We start from the raw sequence: 15,408 nt of genomic DNA on the forward strand, positions 1-15,408 counted from the left end.
GCAGGCCGTCTCGGCCGATGCCCAGGAGCTGTGCCGCCTTCGTCACGGAGGAGTGCACCTCGGTGGAGGCGTACAGGGCCAACTGACCCGGCGCGGCCCGCACGCCGCGCCCGGGTACGTCGAATCCTGCGACAGCGTCCCGCGCGGCGGCCAGCCCCACCAGGTTCGCTACCGAGCCGCCGCTGGTGATCAGGCCCGTGGTGCCCGTTGGCATGCCGATGGCGTCGGCCATCCACCGAGTCACCTGCTCTTCGACCCTCGCGGCGGCGTCGTTGAAGTTGCCGGCCACGGAATTGGTGCCGGCGGCGATCAGGTCCCCGAGCATGCCGGTGGGGCTGCCGGTGCCCCCGACCCAGCCCCAGAACCGCGGGTGCAGATTGCCCGTGGGGTAGGGAACCACCAGCTGCGCAACGTCGCGGAGCACCTCCTCGATCGGCGCGCCGTCCACCGGCGCCGCTTCCTGAAAGCGCCTCTCCACGTCGTCCGGCACCTGACGCCACACGGGCTCATCCCGGATGTCGCGCTGCAGGTCGATCATCCGGTCGAGCGTGCGGTGGGCCAGCGTGCGGAAGCCCTCCCAGTCCTGGGGGTCCAGGGTTTCCCGCTGGGCAGGCCCCGCGAACTCGGGTTCACTGACCGCGGCGAGTTCCGGCGCCGCTGCTTCGGTAGGGCCCATCAGTTCGCCTCCCCGCAGTAAGGGTCGGCGTCGGTCCTGGAGCGAGTGTCGGCGCTCCGGAGATCGCGCCAGCGCCAGCGGGTCAGGAGCCTCCGGATCGAGCGCGCCAGCGCCGCCTCCCTGGACACCTCCGAGTCAGCCCCGCGCGCGCTCTCGGCGGCGCCGGGATCATCGTCCGGTGGTGTCGGCTCGGCGAACGCCATCACCCCGATACGTCGTCGGCGGGAGTCGGCCACGAAGCTGCGATACTCGGCGAACCAGCGTTCTGCTATGATCGACATGGAATCCTCTCATGCACTGGGTTCGGTGCCGCGACCGCCTGCGTCACGACGATTGGCGCCGCCGCCCGCTCGGGGACGGGCGAGGAGCGGCGCGCGGCGAGCCGGACGAGCGCTACGCCCGCCAGCGTGAGGGCGCCGCCCGCCAGCGCCTGGGGCGTGGGCACCTCGCCCAACCAGGTCCAGGCGACGAGCGTGGCGACGACCGGAATGAGGAGCAGTGAGGCGCTGGCGGTCGAGGCCTTCCACGCGCGTAGCACGTAGCTCCAGCCGATGCCGCCCAGCGCGGCTGGAAACACCCCGAGGTAGATCAAGGCCAGCGATGCGCGCGCGGGGGCGGCCGCCGCGGAGCGAATCAGCTCCGGGCTGAACACGAGCAGGAATGCGGTGCCCACCCAGGTCGAGTACGCCACGAACTCCAGCGGCGTGTAGCGGCCCAGGAGCGGCTTCTGGATGATGTTGGTGGCCGCGAAGGCGGCGGCGCCGATGGCGATCAGCGGTACGCCGGAGTCGAAGCGCACTCCCTCGGCGTCGCCCATCGCGATCGCCGCCACTCCGGCCAGGCTGACGAAGATGCCGGCCCAGCCCAGGCCCGGGAGGCGCTCGCGGAGAAAGATCACCGCGCCCAGGGCGGTGAGCGGAGGCATGATCGACACGACCAGGCTGGCCGACCCGGCGGTCACCGTGCGCTCCCCCAGATTCAGCAGCGTGTGGTAAACGGAGACGCCCAGGAAGCCGGCGACCGCGAGGCGGGCCAGGTCGGCTCGCGCGGGGCGCCGAATCCTCGCCAAGGGGGCCGCCAGTCCCAACACGATGGACGCCGCGATGAAGCGTCCGAGGGCGAGATCGCCGGGGCCGTATCCTTCCAGCGCCGCTCGGATCCCGGGGAAGGCCGTCCCCCAGAGAAGAAGCGTGGCGGCGAGCGCCCCGAGGGCGATAGACTGGCCCGGCCTGGCCGCCATGCGCCGCAACAGCTCCATGTCGCGCTGGCGATCGTGAGCGAAGCCGATCTCTTTATTGAATCGATACATTGTGCGCCAAGATTGTGTCGATTGATTCCCGTCGCGAAGGATACATTATTGACAACAATCGAGTCAAGGACTATATTGTCACCATGACAATCTGGCTTCCAGAAGAGACCGAGCGGGCCGAATCACCAGCCTACATGACCATCGCGGACGCGATCGAACGCGACGTGGCGCGGGGCACGCTGAACCCGGGGGACCGCCTGCCCACGCACCGCCGGCTGGCGCGGGCGTTGAACGTGACGGTCGGCACCGTCAGCAGGGGCTACGCGGAGGCGGAGCGAAGAGGGCTCACCATCGGCGAAGTGGGGCGGGGCACCTTCGTCCGGCACCAGCCGGTGGAGGGCTCGCTGTATACCGGGGCTCCACAGAGCGAGCTGGCCGGGGTCATCGATCTGAGCCTCAGCCTGCCGAGCGAGTTGGAGTCCGCGCCGGAGGGGCGTGAGTTGGCCGCGACGATGCGCTCCATCGCCGAGGCGCCCGACGTGGCGTCGCTGCTGGCGTATACTCCCGATACGGCTTCGCCCCGGCACCGCGCGGTCGCGGCGGACGCGTTGCGCCGTCTGGGCGTGCCCGCCCTGGCGGACCGCGTAACCTTCACCGTGGGCGTGCAGCACGGGCTGACGGTGATCGCGTCCGCCATGCTGCGGCCGGGCGACACGGTGCTGTGCGGCGAGCTCACCTACCCGGGAGCGCGCGCTCTCGCGCAGATGTTCGGGCTGCGGCTGCGTCCGGTATCGCTGGACGAGGAGGGCATCGTCCCGGACGCGCTGGAGGCCGCGTGCCGCGCGGACATCGCGCCCGCGGCGCTGTACGTGGTGCCCAACATCCAGAACCCGACGGGCGCGGTCATGTCCGCGGGCCGGCGCGAGCAGATCGCGGAAATCGCCGACTCGTACGGCGTCCTGGTCGTCGAGGACGACGTGCACGGCTTCCTGCTGGATGATCCCCCGGCCCCGATCGCGTCGCTGATTCCGGAGCGCACCGTCTACGCGACGAGTCTCGCGAAGGCCGTGTCCAGCGGCCTGCGCACCGGGATCCTGCACGCCCCGGAGGTCGACGTGCCCAGGTTGCGGGCGGGCGTGCGGTCGACGTTGTGGATGCCGCCGCCGCTCATGGTGGAGATCACGGCGCGGTGGCTCGAGGACGGGACGGCGGAGCGCCTGATGGCCCAGAGGCGGGTGGAGAGCAGGGCGCGCCAGGAGTTGGCCGCGCGCGAGCTCGCGGGCTACCGGATCCAGGCGCACCCCGATTCGCTGCACCTGTGGCTGCACCTGCCCGAGCCCTGGCGCAGCGATGAGCTGGTGGGACAGGCCCGCCAACGGGGCGTGCTGGTGGCCGGGGCGGAGGCTTTCGTGGTGGGGCGCAGCGAGGTGCCGCACGCCGTGCGGATCTCGCTCGGCCGGCCACGAACCCGCGAGCAGCTCGCGCGCGGCCTCTCCATCATCGCCGACATCCTGGAGGGTTGCACGAACCCCTGCGCGACCATCCTTTGACCGCCCTCGTCCGCGCCGCGGGTCGTGCGGGGCACATTGACCCGCGCGGGCGGGCGCGCGTAGACTGGCCCCCGACGACCCCGCTCGCCGCTCCCACGCCGTAAGGAGCTTCCCCGTGTCTACAATCGCCCTCCGGCCCAGATCCGTCGGTGAGATTCTGGACGGAGCCTTCCAGCTCTATCGATCGAAGTTCGTGGCGCTCGTGCTGGTCGCGGCCGTGGGGTCGGCGCCCATCTCCATCGCGTCGTCCGCGCTGATGGGATTGGGCGGCGACGTGGGTAGCGCGACCGTCATCATCGTGGGCCTGCTGTCGCTAGCGGCGTTGATTCCCCTCGCGCTGGTCTACGGCGCGCTGACCTACGCCACGGCGCGCGCCGCCGAGGGGCACGAGTTCAGGGTGGGCGAGGCATACGCCAGGTCGGTGCGCGCGTTCCCGGCCCTGGTGGGCGCGGGGATACTCTCCATCTTCGTAGGCATGCTGGCGCTGCTTACCGGCGTCGCCGCCGGCGCCGTGATCGCGCTACCCTTCGCCGGCCTGGGACTGCTCTTCGGGGGAGGGAGCGCCGTCGCGGAGGGGATCCTGTTCTTCTCCGCGTTCTTTATCGGGATGTTCCTGGGGCCGGCGCTGGCGGCGATCTGGCTGTTCGCGGTTCTGCCGGTCATTGTCGTAGAGCGCAGGGGCCCGATCGCGGGCGTCGTCAGGTCCTTCGAGTTGTCGCGCGGGGGGAGGTTCAAGATCTTCGGCGTGTTCTCCATCGCCTTGATGATCGTCGCCCTGCCCGGCATGGCGCTGTCGATGATGTTCCTGACACCGGCGGCGTTGATGGACCCCGCGGCCTCGGCGTCACTGCCGGCCATGACGGTGGCGCTGAGCAGCCTGGGCAACTTCGTCGCATCCGTTCTGACGACTCCCTACCTCATCGCGTGCGTCGTGCTGCTCTACTTCGACCGCCGGGTGGGCACCGAAGCGCTCGATCTCGAGCGCGCGGTCGAGTCGCTCGCCGAGCCGGCCTAGGGTTCCGCTCGGGCGTGCTCGCGCTCAGCCTGCAGGAGGCCTCGGCGCCGAGCGCCGGCGAGATCGGCGCTGCGCTGAGGGACGTCCTCGCTCGGCCGGAGTTTCAGCCGCCTCCGCCGCGCCCCGTCCAGTCACTCCTGGCGCGGATCCTGGCGGCCATCGGCCGCTTGATCTCGGGCTTGTTCGAGCGCCTCGCGGACATCCCCGGGGGCGCCGCGGTGGACGTCATACTGATCGTGGGCCTGCTGGCGGCCGTGACGCTGCTGGTCTACAAGGCCGGAGGCGCCGTCCGGCGGCGGAGCCGCGCCCTGCGGCGCCCCGCGCTGACCGCGAGGATGCGGCAGAGCGTGGTGGAGAGGACGCCGGCGGAGTGGGAGATGCTGGCGCGGCAACTGGCCGAGGAGGGCCGGTTGCGCGAGGCGGCGCTGGCGCTCTACCAGAGCGTGCTGCGTCGCCTGGTGGACGCCGGGTCGATTCGCTACCACGCGTCGAAGACCCCGGGCGACTACAGGCGCGAGGTCGGCGGCGGCACCCCGGGCGGAGGCTTCGCCGCGTTCGTGCGTTTGTTCGAGGCGGTCGCCTTCGGGCGCGTTCCGCACGGCCAAGGGGAGTTCCAGACGCTCGTGACCCTGGCCCACGCCGCGGCGCCGCGCGATGGCTGACGCGACGCGCAGCCAGGTGATCACGCTGGTCGTGCTGGTCGTGGCGTTCGCGCTCGCGACCTTCCTCGTGGTGCCCCTCGGATCCCGCGCCGACGACGATATCCGGGCGAGCACGCTGCTCACGGGCGACCACGGGGCGGGCGCGCTCTACCAAGCAATGGTCACCCTCGGCCTGCCGGTGGAGCGGCGCCACACCCCTTTCATCGACGCCGATCCGCTGCGGGGTCCGCTGGTCATGCTCTCCGTGGGCGCGGTCGGCCTGTCCCGGTCCGAGCGCGAGGGGCTCGTGGCGTGGGTCCGCGCGGGCGGCACCCTGATGTATGCGCCCGGGTTCTTCGATCCGCTCACCGAGTCGCTGGAGCTGGGCTCGCACGACCCGGTGTTTCCGAATCCGTTCTTCGCGGAGCCTCGGGTGCCGGCGGCGCCTCTGCCCCACGCCTGGACGGAGGGGGTGAACGAGGTGCCGGACGTGGCGTCCACGTTCGATGAGCTTGCGGAGGATCTCGACCACGAAGTGATCATCGAGTCTGCGGGCGGCGCGCCCGTGGTGATCGCCTACCGGTTCGGGCAGGGCAGGGTGGTGGCGCTGGCGGACCAGACGCTCGTCTCGAACGAGACGGCGCGCGCCGGCGCCGGCGCCCTGGTGGTCTTCGTGCGCGCCGCCGCCGACCTCGCCGAGCCCGGCGACACGATCTGGTTCGACGAGTATCACCACGGCTTCGCCGGTGGCGGCTCACCGCTGGACGCCGCGTGGCGTTTCGTGGCAGACACCGGTCGGGGCCGCGCGCTGGCGCAGCTCGCGGTCCTGGCGCTGGCCCTGCTGTACGTCGTCGGGCGTCGCTTCGGCGCGCCGCGTCCGCCGGCCCCCCAGCGGCGGCGCTCCCCGCTGGAGCACGTGGACGCCCTCGCTCGCGTGTATCGCGGCGCCGGCGCCCGCACCACCGCGCGCCGGCTGTTGATCGGCGGGCTGGCCAGGCGGCTGCGGGAGCCCCACCCTGCGGGCGACGCTGAGACGGCCGCGCTCCTGGACAGGCTGGGCCGGCACCCCGCGATGGGGCCGCCCGCGGGGCGGCTGGCCGGCGTGCTGGCCGCCGACGGCGCCCCGCTGGACGTCGCCGGAGCCATCGACGACATCATCGACCCAGGGAGGAAAGCTTGACCGACTACGATCCGCCCGCCTCGACGGAGTCTCGCGTGGACGCGCTACTCGATGGCATGGCGGGCGTAGTGCTGGGTCAGGATCGCGTGCTCCGGCACATGCTGATCGCCCTGTTGGCGGACGGTCACGCGCTGCTGGAGGGCGTCCCCGGAACGGCCAAGACCCTGGCCGTGCGCGTGCTCGCGCGGTCGCTGGACCTGCGCTTCGGTCGGATCCAGTTCACGCCGGACTTGATGCCGTCGGATCTGATCGGCGTGAGCGTTCTCAACCGCGCCGAGGGCACGTTCGAGTATCGCCCGGGCCCCGTATTCACGGACCTGCTGCTCGCCGACGAGATCAATCGGGCCCCGGCCAAAACGCAATCGGCGCTGCTCGAGGCCATGGAGGAGAAGCGCGTCACGGTGGATGGGAAGTCGCGATCGTTGCCCGCGGCCTTCACCGTGTTCGCCACGCAGAACCCCGTGGAGTACGAAGGCACCTACCCGCTGCCCGAGGCGCAGCTCGACCGATTCCTGCTCAAGATCGACGTCGGCTACCCCGACGAGGCGGCCGAACGCGCCCTGCTGGACATGTACGCCGAGGGCTTCGACGCGCGGCGGCTGGACCAATCGGGTCTGCGGCCGGTCTTTTCGGCGGCCGAGCTGGGCACGCTCCGTGCGAAGGTGCGCGCCACCCACGTAGAACCGCGCGTGCGCGACTACATCACGCAGATCGTGCGCGTCACGCGCGCGGAGCCCTCGTTTTCGCTCGGGGCGAGCCCGCGCGCGGGGGTCGCGCTCTTCCTCGCGGCTCGCGCCGAGGCGTTCCTGAACGGGCGCGACTTCGTGACCCCCGACGACGTCAAGGCGCTGTCGTTTCCGGTGCTGCGCCATCGCGTGCTGCTGACCCCGGAGGCGGAGGTGGAGGGGGTGGCGCCCGATCAGCGGCTGCGCACCCTGCTGGAGTCCCTCGAGGCGCCCCGCTAGTGGGGACCGTATCCGGGGGGCCTGAGCCCCGACCCACGCGCTGGGTGCGCGCCGCGCGCTCTCTACCCATCCCGAGCCGGCGGCTCCTGGGGCTGCTGGCGGTGGCGGCGGCGCTCTTCCTGTTGTCCACGCCGATCGCGCTCGCCGCCGACGCGGCGCTGCTGATCCTCGCGTTCGTCGACTGGCGCCGCACGATGCCCCCCGGGCTGCACCGGGAGATCCCCCCCCGGCTGCCACTCATGGGCGAGGCGTCGGCGCGGGTCGAGCTGCGCAACATCGCCCGCCGGCGCATGCACGTGCTGATCACCGACGACCTGTCGGAGGGCCTGGAGCGGGTGGGGGGCTGGCGCGAGGTCGACCTCGCGGCGAGCACGCGGCGCGCCGTCCTCGGGGTCGCCGGCGACCGGGATGCGGAGAACGCCTACGCCGGCGAGGAGCGGCGCGACCTGGAGACGCCGGAGGACTCCATCCGCCTCGTCGTGCCCGCGAGGTCGTACGCCGACGTCACCTACGACGTGCGCGCGCCGACGCGGGGAACGCACGTGTTCGGCGCCATGCACACACGCGTGCGCGGCCCGTGGGGCCTGGCATGGCGCCAGTTTCGCGAGGAAGCATCCGCGCCGCTGCGCGTGCAGCCCGGCGTGGAGGACCTGCGCAAGCACCGCCTGTCGGGGCTGCGCAGCCGGCTGGCCCGGGCGGGACTTCGGCGCCAGCGGCAGTGGGGCGAGGGCAGCGCGTTCGAGAGCCTGCGCGAGTACCAGGAGGGCGACGATCCGCGCTCCATCGACTGGAAGGCTTCGGCGCGCCGCGAGCAGATCATCGCCCGGCGCTATCAGACCGAGCGCAGCCAGAACGTGATGCTGGTGATCGACGCGGGCCGGCTGATGACCGAGCGCATCGACGACCGGGAGCGCGTGGATCACGCGCTTTCGGCCGCGCTGATGCTCACCGAAGCGGCGCGCACGCACGGGGATCGCGTGGGCGTGATGGTCTTCGACGACCAGGTGCGTTCGTTCCTGCCTCCCACGACGCCGCGCCTGTCGCGCGTCGCCGACCTGCTGGCGGGCATAGAAGCGCGCGTCGTGGAACCCAACTACCCGTTCGCCTTCACCTACCTCGCGCGGCACCTCAGGCGCCGTTCGCTCATCGTCCTGTTCACCGACGTCATCGACGCGCGTGCCTCGGCGGCCATGCTGGGCCAGCTCGCGCGCACCGCGTCCAGCCACCTGCCGCTGATAGTCGCGCTGCGCAACCCGGGACTGGAGGAGGCGGCCACCGCGGCGGTGGCCGACGAAGAGCAGGCCTACCGCCGAGCCGCCGCCGAGGAGCTGCTGCGCGCGCGTGCGGTCGCGCTGGAGGGCATGCGCCGCGTGGGGGTGCTGGTGGTCGACGCCGAGCCGGGGCAGGCGGTGCCCGAAGCCGTGTCGAGCTACCTGGAGGTCAAGCGGCGGGGTCGGCTGTAGCGTCGGACCTGCCGGCCAGCGACAGGTAGGCGAGCAGCGCCAGCGCCACGACTCCGGCGAACGCGAACTTGACCGCGTTCGGCGTCACCGACGGCGACACGAAGCCCTCCACGAAGCCGGCCAGGATCAGCAGCACCGTGGTGCCGCCCAGGAGACCTACCGCGTCGCGGCCGCGCCGGCGCAGAGCCTCGAGGCGGGTGCGGCGGCCGGGCGCGTAGATCGCCGATCCGAGCCACATCCCCGCGGCCCCGGAAATGACGATGGCGGTCAGCTCCAGCACCCCGTGCGAGGCGACGAACGCCCACAGCAGGGAAGCCGCCTCGTGGTTCGTGTATAGCCCGATGACGGCGCCGATCGACACGCCGTTCATCACCAGGATCAGCGCGGTGCCCAGCCCGGCGATGATGCCCCCCGCGAAGGCCCAGAAGGTGACCTGTACGTTGTTGGCGATGAGCGCGGTGGAGAATATCGGCATCATGGGCTCGGGCATGTCGATGTAGCCCCGGCCCTGCGCCAGCCGGTCGCCCGCCTGCTCGGCGCGGATGACCATCTCCACGGGCAGGACCTGCCGCGCCCACTCGGGGTCGGCGCGCACCTGCGAATAGGCCGCGTACATCGGCCCGAATAGCAGCAACGCCGACAGCGCCACCAGCGGCGCGCGCTTGCGCACCAGTCGCGGGAAGCCCCATGAGACCCATGCGCGTAGCGCCTTCATGGAGCGGCCGATGGGCCGGTAGAGCAGGTTGTGCCCCGCTCCCACCATGCGCTCGAGGGTTTCCTGGAGCTCGATGGAGCCGTGGTACGTGCGCGCGCGCGCCAGGTCGGCGGCTACCTCGCGGTACATGCCGGCGAAACGCGTCAGGTCATCTTCGGGGAGGGCCCTCAGGCCCCGCCGGGCGCGCGCCGCGAGCGCACGGTAGGAGTTCCAGCGCTCGGTCTGGGTCCGTACCAGAGCTACCGCCTGGGCGCTGCGCGCGACCGGCCCTTCGCCCCGGTGTTGCCAGCGCGGCGCCTCCGCGGCGTGGAGGGCCACGAGGCGCGCGTCGTTGCGGACGTCGCTTCCGCCCTTCCAGCCGCCAGACGGCTTGTCGGCGGGCAACGGGACATCGTCGTCCAGGTGGTCCGCCAGTGACGTTGCGAGGGTCGCCGCGATGCGCGCGCGGGCGTCCGCGCTCAGCGCCAGCCTGCGGGCCACGTAGCTGGACAGCACCTCGAACTGGCGGTGCTCCAGGACCGGCGGCTCCGCCGCCGCGCGCGCCAGCAGCTCCCGCTCCGGCAGCGTCCCCTTCACCCGGTCGCGCACCACGATCGTACCCGCCGCCAGGTCGCCCAAGCGGCGCGTGCGCGGCGACAGCATCATGGCGGCGCCGCCCACCACCCAGGTGAAGGCGGGCTGCAGGTCGACGAGCCGGATCAGGTTGCGCACGGCCGACCCGCGGAAAGTGAGCGGATAGCCGCCGTCGTGGATCACGCGGATGCCGGCGAGCCGCTTGCCGGGGGTGCGCCCTCCGCCCAGACCCTCGAATAGCAGGAAATAGCCGAAGGTGGCGACGAACATGGCCAGAATGAGGATGGCGGCGCCCCAGGAAGCGACCTCCGGGGCGACGTCCGCCGTGGCGAGCGCGAATCCCGCTCCGAACCCCAGGATCGCGAGCGCGAGAAAGAGCAGCAGGAGATCCAGAAAGAGAGCCAGAAAGCGGGACCCCAGGTCCGCCAGTTCGTAGCCGATGGCCACGTGCTCGGGGGTCTCGATGCTGACGCGGCGGCCCAACGCCGTTGGCGCACTCATGCCGGGAGGATACGGGACGTGCCCCCGACGCGCACCGTAGGGGCCCTTGGACGGCGCCCGTGCGCGCCCGTCGCCGGCGGCGACCGGGCCCCGGCGAGAAGGTTGAACCGGGCCCCATCGTCGGTTATCATCCGGCCTCCGCGCGGTCCGCTCCGGCAACGCCGGCGGCCGCGCGGATCGGGTTTCCGGGACCCTCCACGGGACACCCGGGCTCCGTGCGGGGCCTGTAGCTCAGTTGGTTAGAGCGCACGCCTGATAAGCGTGAGGTCGGAGGTTCAAATCCTCCCAGGCCCATTCAAACCGACAGGCTCCTGATCGACTCCATGTCACGATCGTAGTCTGCGTAGGCCGGCCCAAAGGCGATCATGTCCGCGTCGCCGTGCCACCTCCCGGCTTTCCGCCGCTCGAGTCTGGAAGATTCGTAGATCCGGAAACCGGCGCCTCTCAACACCGCGGCACATTGTTCGTACGCCGCCCGGGAATGCACGGCGATCACCATCCTGGCTGCCGGCGGGAGGACTTCACGGCCCGTCTCCAGGAGCTGTCCTTCCGCCCCTTCTACATCGACCTTCAGAAAGTTCGGCCGTCGGCGCTCGCCCGAGCTCAGGAGCGTACTCATGGTGCGCACCTCGACCGTCTCTTCTCCCGCTCCGAGCCTGTGCTGCTTCGAGGTTTCGCCGCCACCGAATCTGGCCGTGCCGTCCGCGGAGCCGATCGCGTACGGTTCGACCGTGACGTTGGACACCTGGTTCCACCTCAAATGACGCTGAAGGAGCCGGCGGCTCCTCTCCGACGGCTCGAACGCGTGGACGCGGCCATGGGCCCCCACCTCCCGGGCGGCCAGCAGCGTCACGTAGCCTTGGTGCGCACCCACATCCCAGACCACGTCGCCGGGGCGAATCAACGCGGCGAACATGCGCATCTGCGCCTGCTCGCGCCTGCCCGTGCCGTAGCCGCTGCCCCAGCTGGCCAGACTCCACCTGCAACCCTTGTTCTCTCCTCCAAGGATGGGGAGCGGTATGGAGCCGGCGATGGGGGTCGTGAGCCGTTTCAACGCGGGTGGCAGTCTCATGCGGCCGGCTCCTCCCTGGTGAGCTGCGTCAGGCGGCCGGATGGCTTTCGTCATCGAGTTGGACGAAGGCCCAGGCCACATCTGAGGATACCATGCGATCGATCGTGGCGACTCTCCCCACCCGGGGCGGGGGCTTCTCCCGATTGACCGGAACTCCACGAAACGGCATTCTTCTGACGGCAACCCGCCGCGACCATCCTCCCCTGTCATAGAGGCCATCGGGCTCCCGGACGGGGGAGGGCACGACGCAGCGGCGGGTACATCCCACCCGGAGGTTACGATGAGGCTTGCTCAGCCGATCCTGGCGATTCTACTGCTGGCAATCGCGAGCGCACCGCCAGGCGAAGTCACAGCGCAGCGGGCCGTCGCGGATTCCCTCGCGCACGCCGACTCCCTGAGGCAAATAGCCCTCGAGCTGCAGGCGGACCCCGAGACGTTCTATCGGGCCGCCATCGCGTACAAGGACGCCGCGCGCTATCGCGCCCCGACCGATGTCACCGCCGTCGACGGGCTCATCGTCGCGGGACACCTACTGTACGCGGTGGGCGAAGCGGCAGAGGCGCTCGACACCTTCGAGCGAGCCGCCGAGCGGGCGCGCGCCCTGGGCGACGTGGAGCGGGCCGCCGAGGCCTATCTCGACGCGGCCTTCGTCGCCGACGCCCTCGACGACCGGGACGAGGTGGAGCGCCTCGGAACCAGCGCCGAGATGCTCACTTCCTCGCCGCTGCTGACGGCCGAGCAGCGCGACCGCATCCTGCGGAGGATCCATCGCGCGCCGTCCGGGGACGCGATGGCGACAGCCGCTTCGCGGGCGGACTCGGTGCACCAAGAGGCGCTCCGCGCGCAGGCCGACATGGCCAACTGGGAGGCCGCGGGACGGCTCTTCGTCACCGAAGCCGACCTTCGTCCGGCAGGGGATCTGCGGGCGGTCGACGTAATGATCGTCGCGGCCAACCTTTTCTACGGGGCGAAGCTGCCGCTTAGGGCGCGAAGGGTCCTGGAGGCGGCGGGTGAGCGCGCGGAGGCCGCCGGAGATCCGCTCCGGGCCGCGCGGGCGTACCTGGACGCGGCCACGGTGGCCCAGCGTGGGGGCGATGAGGGAGTCGCCGCTGGCCTCGTGGAAAGGGCTCGGATCCTGAGCGAATCGCCCCTGCTGTCCTCGAATCAGAGGGATAGGATCCTGCGCCGGATAGGCTTCGTCGGCGGTCCGGAAGGGTAGGGCGGAGGGAGTCGCGGTCGTGCGAGCCGCCGGGAGGGCGCCCGGTACCATTACAGGCGTTCGTCGCATCGAACACGCGGCACCTGGCGTAGGCACGCCCGACCGCGACCGGGGTACCGCAACGTGTGCAGGAAGGGACCATGACCTCTCGCCTGCGCCACACCGAGGCGGTGGTCCAGAGGCGGTCACTTCATGCCGGACCGATCTTAGCCGCAAAACGCGCGACAAACCCGGCTGCGCGTCGAATCAGGCGGAGCAGGAGGCATATCGCGCTCGAACCCGAGGCTAGCCGTGCTCACACGCGACCGACTCGTCGAACTCTACCGCAGCTACCAGGACCGCCCCGTGCTGAGCGTCTACGTGGACGCCGACCAGCACGATCCCGCCCAGCGTGACGCATGGAGGGTCAACCTGAAACGTGGTATCCGTGGCGCGCGCGCCGCGCTGAAGGACGCCTCGCGTGAGGAGCGTGCCGACTTCGATGCCGCCGCCGAGGCGATCGAGGAGGCCGTTGGAGGCGTCACCTCGTTCCTGCGCGGCCGCGGCTGGGTGGGGTTCGCCGGTCCCGACGGGCTCATCCACGGCGACCGGGTAGAAGTGCCCCTGCCCGACCTCGTGCGCTGGGAGAGCGGGCTGCGCATCGCGCCCTACATGCGCGCGCTGAAGCAGACCCAGCCGGTGCGCGTGGTCATCCTGGACCGCCGCAAGGCGACCGTGTACCGGTACCGGGACGGCAAGATCGAGGAAGTCGATCACGCGCGGGCCGATACCTTCATCGGCGACCTCACGGACATGGGGGTAGGCAAGCGAGCGGCGCGGCAGAGCGGCGTGCGGGGCCAGACCGGCACGGACCTGGCTCAGACCACGCTGGACCGGGCCGCGGACCAACTCGTCGCCCGATTGGCCTCCGACCTGTGTCCGGATGGCTGCACCGGTCCGCTGATTCTGGGCGGCACGCCCGAACAGATCGCCGCGCTTCGGCGGGCGCTGCCGGGTGGCGGCGGCGCCGACTGCGTAGACGAGCCATCGCTCCACTTCGACGTGCCGAGCGCGCGCCTGACGCAGCTCGTGGAAGAGGCCGCGTCGCGGCTGTCGTCCCGCCGCTCCGAGGCGCTCGTGGCCGAGATCGTGGAGCGCAGCCATCCGGGCGATGACGGGTGCCTGGGTCGCGACGCCACCGAGAAGGCCCTGCGCGAGCGGCGCGTCCGCACGCTGGCCGTTTCCGTGGGTCTGCAACGCCGAGACCCGGATCTGGCCGACCGACTGATCGGTACCGCAATCGGGTCCAACGGAGCAGACGCGCACCTGCTGCCGCGCGACGCCGGCGAGCTGCTGGACGAGGTCGGCGAGGGCATGGGGGCGCTGCTCCACTACCACGTCGAACCGTTGAAGCAGACCGCCAGCTAGCGCGGCTCGCCCCGAAACCACAACCGCTAGCGCGGGCGAACACCTCGTCCAGAACGGAGCGAGCGACCCATGGGCATCGACGGCTTCAGGGTAGGGTCCGTGTTCGGATTCGAGATCAGGATCGACGTGTCCTGGTTCGTGATCCTGGTGCTGATCCTGTGGTCTTTCTCGTGGGGCGTCTTCCCGGCCCAGTATCCGGATCAACCGCGCGCCGTTTACCTCGCGATGGGCTTCGCGGGGGCGCTCCTGTTCTTCGCCTCGTTGCTTACGCACGAGCTGTCACATTCCCTCGTCGCCCGCACGAAGGGCATCCCCGTGGAGGGGATCACGCTCTTCATCTTCGGCGGCATCGCGCATACGCGCATGGAGGCGGAGAACCCCGGCGACGAATTCGTGATAGCGGGCGTCGGTCCGCTGGCCAGCCTGGTGATCGGCCTCTTCTTCGGCGCGATCTGGTGGGTCGCGACGAGCCTCGGCGTGACGCCCGCGGTGACGATCGTGGCCCGCTACCTGGCGTTCCTCAACGTGGCGCTGGCGGTCTTCAACCTGATGCCGGGCTTTCCCCTGGACGGCGGCAGGCTCTTTCGCTCGATCGTCTGGAGGATCACCGGGGACCTGACCAAGGCCACGCGGTGGGCGACCAACGGCGGCAAGACCTTCGGGCTGGTGCTCATCGCGCTGGGAGCGCTCCAGCTATTCGCGGGCGCCGGCATAGGCGGACTGTGGCTCATCTTCATCGGCTGGTTCCTGCGCAACGCCGCGGTCATGAGCATGCGGCAGCACGTGGTGCGGGCGATGCTCGAGGGCGTCTCCGCGGGTGATCTGATGAGCGCCGACCCGGCCGTCGTGAGCCCCACGCTGTCGCTGAGCGACCTGGTCGACTCCTATTTCCTGACGGAGCGGCACCAGGCCTTCCCCGTGGTCGACGGCGCTCGGCCGGTCGGGCTGATCACCCTGCAGCACGTCAAGGCCATCCCGCGCGACGCGTGGCCTTCGCGCCAGGTCGGAGAGGCGATGCGTGCCGTCGACGAGCTGGCGGTGGGCGCGCGCGAACCCGTGACGACCGCGCTCGAGCGCATGCAGGACGCCAAAGAGCGTCGCATCCTCGTGGTGGACGACGGCCGACTGGTGGGCATCCTGTCTGCCAGCGACGTCGCGGCCTGGGTGCAGCGCAGCCAGGAG

The 15,408-nt window shown here is 71.1% G+C and carries 14 protein-coding genes and 1 tRNA gene (1 of these 15 only partly in view); 10 read left to right on the forward strand and 5 right to left on the reverse strand.

Going from position 1 to position 15,408, the window contains the following annotated elements; genetic code table 11:
• The 3 genes in view from ABFS34_06830 to ABFS34_06840 are tightly spaced (each overlapping or abutting the next) and all read right to left on the reverse strand, a layout consistent with a single transcriptional unit that may run on beyond the window.
• On the reverse strand, positions 1-676 hold the 5' portion of the coding sequence (locus tag ABFS34_06830) for a pyridoxal-dependent decarboxylase (protein MEN8375147.1). It extends 839 nt beyond the left edge of the window; 676 of the gene's 1,515 nt are visible here — the first part of the coding sequence; its start codon is at positions 674-676; its stop codon lies beyond the left edge, outside the window.
• On the reverse strand, positions 676-957 hold the full coding sequence (locus tag ABFS34_06835) for a hypothetical protein (GenBank protein MEN8375148.1): 282 nt from the start codon (positions 955-957) through the stop codon (positions 676-678). The genes ABFS34_06830 and ABFS34_06835 overlap by 1 nt, the downstream gene beginning before the upstream one ends.
• Positions 945-1,985 carry a DMT family transporter gene (locus ABFS34_06840; GenBank protein ID MEN8375149.1) on the reverse strand — a complete coding sequence of 347 codons (1,041 nt, stop codon included), beginning with the start codon at positions 1,983-1,985 and terminating at the stop codon, positions 945-947. Before ABFS34_06840 ends, ABFS34_06835 begins: the two co-directional genes overlap by 13 nt.
• Positions 1,986-2,068: 83 nt before the next feature.
• Here ABFS34_06840 and ABFS34_06845 point away from each other — a divergent pair, with 83 nt between their 5' ends.
• From ABFS34_06845 to ABFS34_06870, 6 genes are all read left to right on the forward strand, one after another.
• Positions 2,069-3,475, forward strand: coding sequence for a PLP-dependent aminotransferase family protein (locus ABFS34_06845; protein MEN8375150.1), 1,407 nt, complete (start codon positions 2,069-2,071; stop codon positions 3,473-3,475).
• Positions 3,476-3,590: 115 nt separating this feature from the next.
• Positions 3,591-4,490: a hypothetical protein gene (locus ABFS34_06850; protein ID MEN8375151.1), complete on the forward strand. Its 900-nt coding sequence runs from the start codon at positions 3,591-3,593 to the stop codon at positions 4,488-4,490.
• A 14-nt stretch (positions 4,491-4,504) separates the two neighbouring features.
• Entirely contained in the window at positions 4,505-5,152 is a 648-nt protein-coding gene (locus tag ABFS34_06855; GenBank protein MEN8375152.1) for a DUF4129 domain-containing protein, read from the forward strand.
• Positions 5,145-6,311 carry a DUF4350 domain-containing protein gene (locus ABFS34_06860; GenBank protein ID MEN8375153.1) on the forward strand — a complete coding sequence of 389 codons (1,167 nt, stop codon included), beginning with the start codon at positions 5,145-5,147 and terminating at the stop codon, positions 6,309-6,311. The genes ABFS34_06855 and ABFS34_06860 overlap by 8 nt, the downstream gene beginning before the upstream one ends.
• Complete coding sequence (locus ABFS34_06865) at positions 6,308-7,276, forward strand: MoxR family ATPase (GenBank protein MEN8375154.1); 969 nt, start codon at positions 6,308-6,310, stop codon at positions 7,274-7,276. The genes ABFS34_06860 and ABFS34_06865 overlap by 4 nt, the downstream gene beginning before the upstream one ends.
• Positions 7,276-8,739, forward strand: coding sequence for a DUF58 domain-containing protein (locus tag ABFS34_06870; protein ID MEN8375155.1), 1,464 nt, complete (start codon positions 7,276-7,278; stop codon positions 8,737-8,739). The genes ABFS34_06865 and ABFS34_06870 overlap by 1 nt, the downstream gene beginning before the upstream one ends.
• Here the strand turns inward: ABFS34_06870 and ABFS34_06875 are convergent.
• A complete protein-coding gene (locus ABFS34_06875) occupies positions 8,717-10,528 on the reverse strand; it encodes a stage II sporulation protein M (GenBank protein ID MEN8375156.1) in 1,812 nt (603 codons plus the stop codon). The genes ABFS34_06870 and ABFS34_06875 overlap by 23 nt on opposite strands.
• 220 nt (positions 10,529-10,748) lie before the next feature.
• Here ABFS34_06875 and ABFS34_06880 point away from each other — a divergent pair.
• A tRNA-Ile gene (locus ABFS34_06880) sits at positions 10,749-10,822 on the forward strand.
• Between the two features lies 1 nt (position 10,823).
• Here ABFS34_06880 and ABFS34_06885 read toward each other — a convergent pair.
• Positions 10,824-11,600 carry an FkbM family methyltransferase gene (locus ABFS34_06885; GenBank protein ID MEN8375157.1) on the reverse strand — a complete coding sequence of 259 codons (777 nt, stop codon included), beginning with the start codon at positions 11,598-11,600 and terminating at the stop codon, positions 10,824-10,826.
• 280 nt (positions 11,601-11,880) lie between these two features.
• On the opposite strand from ABFS34_06885, the gene ABFS34_06890 reads away from it, so the two are divergent.
• The 3 genes from ABFS34_06890 to ABFS34_06900 form a co-directional block, all read left to right on the forward strand.
• Positions 11,881-12,819 (forward strand): hypothetical protein, encoded by a 939-nt coding sequence (locus tag ABFS34_06890; protein ID MEN8375158.1) that lies wholly within the window; start codon positions 11,881-11,883, stop codon positions 12,817-12,819.
• Between the two features lie 291 nt (positions 12,820-13,110).
• Positions 13,111-14,226, forward strand: coding sequence for a hypothetical protein (locus ABFS34_06895; protein ID MEN8375159.1), 1,116 nt, complete (start codon positions 13,111-13,113; stop codon positions 14,224-14,226).
• A gap of 69 nt (positions 14,227-14,295) precedes the next feature.
• Positions 14,296-15,408, forward strand: a 1,113-nt coding sequence (locus ABFS34_06900; protein ID MEN8375160.1) for a site-2 protease family protein, incomplete at its 3' end; no start/stop codon positions are given.

This window comes from Gemmatimonadota bacterium (assembly GCA_039715185.1).
Classification (GTDB): domain Bacteria; phylum Gemmatimonadota; class Gemmatimonadetes; order Longimicrobiales; family RSA9; genus DATHRK01.

Excerpts from the sequence above, each read along its gene's own strand:
- ABFS34_06840 (MEN8375149.1), bottom strand. The coding sequence starts at position 1,985 with ATGTATCGATTCAATAAAGAGATCGGCTTCGCTCACGATCGCCAGCGC.
- ABFS34_06885 (MEN8375157.1), bottom strand. The coding sequence starts at position 11,600 with ATGAGACTGCCACCCGCGTTGAAACGGCTCACGACCCCCATCGCCGGC.
- ABFS34_06835 (MEN8375148.1), bottom strand. The coding sequence starts at position 957 with ATGTCGATCATAGCAGAACGCTGGTTCGCCGAGTATCGCAGCTTCGTG.
- ABFS34_06875 (MEN8375156.1), bottom strand. The coding sequence starts at position 10,528 with ATGAGTGCGCCAACGGCGTTGGGCCGCCGCGTCAGCATCGAGACCCCC.
- ABFS34_06890 (MEN8375158.1), top strand. The coding sequence starts at position 11,881 with ATGAGGCTTGCTCAGCCGATCCTGGCGATTCTACTGCTGGCAATCGCG.
- ABFS34_06845 (MEN8375150.1), top strand. The coding sequence starts at position 2,069 with ATGACAATCTGGCTTCCAGAAGAGACCGAGCGGGCCGAATCACCAGCC.
- ABFS34_06860 (MEN8375153.1), top strand. The coding sequence starts at position 5,145 with ATGGCTGACGCGACGCGCAGCCAGGTGATCACGCTGGTCGTGCTGGTC.